This is a genomic window from Flavobacteriales bacterium (assembly GCA_013001705.1).
In the GTDB taxonomy this organism is placed as follows: domain Bacteria; phylum Bacteroidota; class Bacteroidia; order Flavobacteriales_D; family JABDKJ01; genus JABDLZ01.
In genome coordinates this window covers 1-5937 of sequence record JABDLZ010000212.1, presented here as the reverse complement: position 1 = coordinate 5937, position 5937 = coordinate 1, and the positions used below count along the sequence as shown (strand labels likewise).

Sequence of the window (5937 nt, the reverse complement as noted above, 5' to 3'; positions counted from 1 at the left end):
AAAATCTCTCTTGGAAATCCAAGTTAGAGCACTTTACCTGGATTCATGATACCCTTAGGATCGAAAACCCCTTTGAGGGCCCGCATCAGATCCATCTGACGCTCTCCGAAAACGATGTCCATATAGTCCTTCTGTACGAATCCTATTCCGTGTTCTCCAGAAATGGTACCTCCCAGGTCGTGCACAAATGAGAACAAGTCCCTGATGGCCGTATCCAATCCATGGTCCCATTGTTCATCAGACATATCTCCTTTAAGGATATTCACATGTAGATTTCCATCACCTGCATGGCCGTAGCACACCGAACGGAATCCATGTGCCTCTCCGAGGCGCTTGACCTCCTGCAATAATTCAGGTAACTGGAAACGAGGGACCACAGTATCCTCTTCCTTATAGATCGAAGCTGCCTTGACCGCTTCTCCCACTTTCCTTCGCATGGACCACAGCTTGTCTTTCTGAGCCTCGGTCTCGGCAAAAAGGATCTCACCACAATCATGGGAATCCATCAGTGTGCTGAGTGATGCAGCTTGATCCATGAGTACGTTCAGGTCTGCTCCATCCAACTCCACCAGAAGATGGGCCTCTATGTCTTCAGGTATTTCCACTCCCATCTGGAAGGTCTCATTGACCAAGTCCAGTGCATCTCGCTCCATGAACTCCATGGCCGATGGAATGATTCCCGCTTTGAATGTGGCGGACACAGCACGGCATGCATTCACTGCACTACGGAATGGGATGAGCAAGAGCACGTTCAATCGCGGTCTGGGAATGAGTTTGAACACGGCTTTAGTGATGACACCGAGGGTCCCTTCACTACCTACCATGAGATGGGTGAGGTCGTAGCCGGTGGCATTCTTAAGGGTATTGGCACCCGTCCATATCACTGCTCCATCTGGCAGCACGACTTCCAGATTGAGGACGTAATCCCGAGTGACTCCGTATTTCACTGCATGCGGTCCGCCTGAGTTCTCCGCAAGATTTCCTCCGATGAAACATGACCCTCGACTGGCCGGGTCTGGTGGATAGTACAGCCCGACTTTTTCTACCGCTTCTTGAAATACCTGAGTGATGACCCCGGGTTCGACAGTGGCTTGCAGATTGTCTTCATCGATGGAGATGATGCTGTTCATCCGCTCCAGTGAAAGCCCTACTCCTCCATATACGCTCAATGCACCGCCACTCAAACCGGTCAGGGCGCCAATAGGCGTGACAGGAATAGAATGCTCATGGCAGTAGCCCATGATGCGTGATATCTCATCGGTCTTTCTGGGCCTGAGTACTACTTCTGGTGGAAAAAGAAGATCCTCGGTCTCATCCTTCCCATATCTCTCCCGATCGGATGGATCTGCCATCACGTGATCCTTCCCTATTACCTCACTGAAGAAGTCGAGGTCAATCTGATCCAATTTCTTGAAATCGTGATTCATTCTTGAGTCGTCTATTCAAGATCGATCCTTACATACTCAGCTAGGTCCTGTATATCCCAAGCCCATATTGTCGAACATGAAGGCCCATTTGTCAGCCAATTCGTCCAGGACCATGGAGGTAGGTTTACCCGCACCATGCCCTGCATCCACATCGATACGTATGATCACCGGATCCTCGCCACTATGACACTCCTGCAGACGAGCTGCAAATTTGAAACTATGGGCCGGAACCACACGGTCATCGTGGTCTGCCGTGGTGACCATGGTAGCTGGATAATCGGTTCCCATCTGTAGATTATGATAGGGAGAATAGCCATATAGATTCTCGAAGTGGGTCTTGGAACTATCAGCACAACCATACTCGGGAATCCATCCCCAGCCTACGGTGAAGCGATGGTATTTCAGCATATCCATCACTCCTACGCCTGGAAAGGCCACCTTAAAAAGTTCTGGGCGTTGTGTCATGGCCGCGCCAACGAGAAGACCTCCATTGGAACGCCCCTCGATGGCCAAACGATCGCTAGAAGTATAGCCTTCAGATATGAGATACTCTCCTGCTGCAATGAAATCATCGAAGACATTCTGTTTATCTAGAAGCATACCTGCTTTATGCCAATCCTCTCCATATTCTCCTCCACCTCTGAGATTGGCTACGGCATAGACACCTCCTTGCTCCAGTAGCACGATGTTGGAGATTCGGAATGAAGGGGTGATACTGATGTTGAATCCACCATATCCATAGAGCAAAGTCGGGTTCATGCCATTCATCTCCAAGCCTTTCTTGTGAACAATGAACATGTTCACCTCTGTACCGTCCTTGCTCTTGTACTTGACTTGCTTGGACACGAAATCCTCCGGATTGAAATCCGTTTCTGGTCGATAGTGAACCTGGCTCTCACCCGTGTTGACGTCATACCGGAAGGTGGTGGTCGGATAGTTGAATGAGGTATAGGAATAGAATAGGACTTCATCATCCCTCTCTCCTCTCAATCCACCGGCCGACCCCGATCCAGGAAGGGCGATACTTCTTACAACATTCCCCTCTAGATCAGCATGGTACAGCCTATTGCAGGCGTCTTCCAGATAATTCAGGAAAAGGGCGCCACCAGCCGTATTGGCCGATTCCAACAGATGCTCATTCTCTGCTACAATCGTCTTCCAATTTCCCGCATCGGGCGCCTCTGGGTCGATAGATACCAATCTGTATTTAGGAGCATCTATATCTGTGATGACCAGAAACCTCCCATCGATGTGATCGACCACATTGCTTTTATTGGCAAAGCCTGTGAAGAGTGCTTGGAATCCTGAGTCCTGCCCCAATTTCTTGTAGTGGCATTCATATCCATCTGTACCGGATGCAACATACAGGATCAGGTATTCTTCATCTTCAGTAACATTCACCCAGTGATAGAGATTCGGGTTATCGGGATTGCGATAGACCAGTTCGTCTTCACTTTGATCTGTACCCAATTTATGATAGTAGACCATGTGGTCCTCATTGGTGGCAGAGTATTCTGTGCCACCAGCTGGGGCTGGGTAGCGGCTGTAATAGAAGCCGTCTCCATACCATGCGGCACCTGAGAACTTCACCCATTCCACTCTATCATCCAGCGTTTCGCCTGTAGCTACATCCATGACGGTGAGCGTGCTCCAATCAGAGCCGGCTTCAGAGCGGTCCATAGCGATGTGCTTTCCATCTTTAGAATGCCCAGCTATGGATATGCTGGTGGTCCCTTCCGGGTTGATCTCATTGGGATCCAGAAATACACTTGCTTCACCCTCAAGTCCATTCTGGCGATAGATCACCGATTGGTTCTGAAGGCCATCGTTGCGATAGGTGAAATAATACTCCCCCACTCGGATGGGTGCACTCTGCTTGGGAAAGTTCCAAAGCTCTTCGAGCCTATTTCTGAATCCCTCTCTGGCAGGAATGGAATTGAGATAGCCAAAGCTCACCTCATTCTGTGCTTTGACCCATGCTTCAGTGGCTTTGGAGGTATCGTTCTCCAACCAGTGATAGGGGTCCTTGACCTCTACCCCGAAATACTCTTGGGTACTCTCTTTCTTCTCAGTCGGAGGATAGGTGATCGATCTCTTGGTGTTCTCATCCATAGTACCGGAATTGCATGCCACTGAAAGGATGGTAGTGGCGATCAGGAAGTGATGTATTCTCATGATGTGATAGGATTAATAAAAAAGCCTCCACATATCATGGAGGCCTTGGTATTCTTAATGGTAATGGTCATTCTTCTTCATCGTTGGACAGAGATGCCTTTGCATCTTCAGCGATATCCTCGACTTTATCCAGTGCACTTTTGGCCATATCCTTGGCCCTATCACCTGCGTCCTCCAGTTTGTCCGTTACATTCTCCACTACATCAGAGATGTTCTCCTTAGCGTCTTCAAGAATTTCTCCAGCCTTTGCAGCCATTCCTGCTCCTTGTTCCTGAATGGATGAGGATATCTCTGACCCTCTTTGCTTGGCCTCCGAGGCCATATGCGAAGCTTTATTTGAAGCCGTATGTACAGTTGAGCTGACGGTATCTCCCATTGACTGCGCACCCTCCTTCACACTTTGCGTAGCGCTTGAGGCCGTATCTCCCACTTTACTTGCTGCTTGGCCTGCCGATTCCTTGGCGCTGCCAAAGATGTTCTTGAAAAAATCTAGAAGTCCCATGTTCGGTTATGTTTTGGTTAAGCTATTCCGTTCAAATATAGGACTTTGAACATGCCGACAGTCTGTATCCTTTTTGCCTTGCCCTGCGTAGAATAGACGCACTACAAAAGACAAAGGAATAGATGTTCGGACTTCGAATTGAATCCAGACTGGTAGCTATCGCTATCCACTCGATCATCGTGGTCGCCTTCGGTTTCGGGGCGCATCAGTATTTGAAAGAGCAACGTGAGCACAAGATCACCAACCTGAGCCAAGAGCTGAATGGGGTGGTCAACACCATGGCCCGCGTAAGTCCTGATGGGATCCTACCTGAATTGGTAGCCGAATACCATCAAGGTGTCATGATGGACAACACGGACCCGGATTACCTGCGTATCTCTAATATGTTCCAGGATATCTTGAGCTCCAATGGGCTTGAGGATTGCGAGATGTCAGTTATCGTCATAGATCCGGAAGGCCAGAATATGGCGAAGCTGATCAGCTCCGAATCCATCTATAGTAGTGGAGAAGAATTCAGGGATCTCAACGTGGATTTCGAGAGCGGCACTGAAGATGGAAACGCTCAACTGATCAAGATCACTCCCAGCATCTGGAAGCTGGTAGCTTATCGCCACATCACTGATTTTTCAGGGAAGAAGATCGGGGTTTTGCGCTTGGAGTCTGCCAATGTCAAAGCGTATTTCTCCGCATTCGGTCCGTGGTGGGCGATTCTTATTCCATTACTAGTCTACCTGGTGCTTGCAATCATATTCACACCGCGCATTCTGAACAATCTCCGAACTGTCAAACGAACTACTGGAGATTCCGATTTCCAAGAGGAACTGCAGAAGAAGAACACCGAATTGAAGATGCTCTCATTGGTGGCTAAGAAGAGTGAGAACTTGATGCTCATCACCGATGAACACGGGCAGATACTCTGGGTCAATGAGACCTACGAGACCAAGAACAATTATACTGCAGAGGAATTGAACCAATTTGTAGGTAAATTCCTGAAAGATGTCAGTAAGAACGAACACATCCAGACCATTATCAAGAATGTGGTGGACTTCAGAAAGGCGCTGACCTATGAATCATCCAGTACCGATCAGGATGGCAAACGATTCTATGCCATGACCACCGTCACCCCCATCATGGATGACACTGACAAAGTGAGCAAATTGCTCTTTGTAGATACAGATGTGACCAAGGTCAAACGAGCACAAGAAGAGAATGAGATCTTCAAGGAGTTCGTCAATAAGAGTCGCTATCCACGTATCCTTCTATCCAAGACTGGAGAAGTGATCTTCTCCAATTCAGCGGCAGAAGCAGTGCTTTGTAATTGGAAAGGAATGAATGGCAAGATCAAAGACGATGTCATGGTCATGCTGGAAGGAATCTATACATCAGGCATTACCGAACATCTGATCATGGAAACTGCTCTAGGCAGACTGAATCTCAACATCCATCCAGATAAACAACGAGAAGAAGTATTCGTGATCGGAGAATCCATTTCGACACTCTCCTTGCCGCCTGCTGACCCCGAAGACAGAAAAAAGGCTGGATAAGTAGTCCTCAGTGCCGTAATTTCGCGGGAATAGAAAGGAAATCCTAGAAATCCACAAGTAATATGGAGACGAGAAGCGAGATTCTCGGACTACTCACAGAACTCATCACTGAGGATGTGAGCTTAGAAGATCTGAAGAGCGGAAGAACAGCCATCGAAGCATATCGCGGTATGCTGGAGAATGGAAGCAGTGAAGAAGAAGAGCTGGATGACATCCTTCCAGATATCATCGAAGAGTTCTACAGCAAACAAGAGGACCTCATCAGCCAAGAAGAGCTCAAGGTCCAGCG

5 protein-coding genes are annotated in these 5937 nt (G+C 48.3%); 2 read left to right on the top strand and 3 right to left on the bottom strand.

Annotated features, from left to right (window positions below; translation table 11 throughout):
* Nucleotides 1-23: 23 nt before the first annotated feature.
* From HKN79_08620 to HKN79_08610, 3 genes are all read right to left on the bottom strand, one after another.
* Nucleotides 24-1427, bottom strand: a complete 1404-nt coding sequence (locus HKN79_08620) for an FAD-binding protein (protein NNC83628.1) — start codon at nt 1425-1427, stop codon at nt 24-26.
* A gap of 36 nt (nt 1428-1463) precedes the next feature.
* Nucleotides 1464-3602 carry a S9 family peptidase gene (locus HKN79_08615; protein NNC83627.1) on the bottom strand — a complete coding sequence of 713 codons (2139 nt, stop codon included), beginning with the start codon at nt 3600-3602 and terminating at the stop codon, nt 1464-1466.
* Nucleotides 3603-3669: 67 nt separating this feature from the next.
* On the bottom strand, nt 3670-4104 hold the full coding sequence (locus HKN79_08610) for a hypothetical protein (protein ID NNC83626.1): 435 nt from the start codon (nt 4102-4104) through the stop codon (nt 3670-3672).
* A gap of 122 nt (nt 4105-4226) precedes the next feature.
* Here HKN79_08610 and HKN79_08605 point away from each other — a divergent pair, with 122 nt between their 5' ends.
* Nucleotides 4227-5648, top strand: a complete 1422-nt coding sequence (locus HKN79_08605) for a PAS domain S-box protein (GenBank protein ID NNC83625.1) — start codon at nt 4227-4229, stop codon at nt 5646-5648.
* Between the two features lie 62 nt (nt 5649-5710).
* A partial coding sequence (locus HKN79_08600; GenBank protein ID NNC83624.1) for a hypothetical protein occupies nt 5711-5937 on the top strand: 227 nt, incomplete at its 3' end.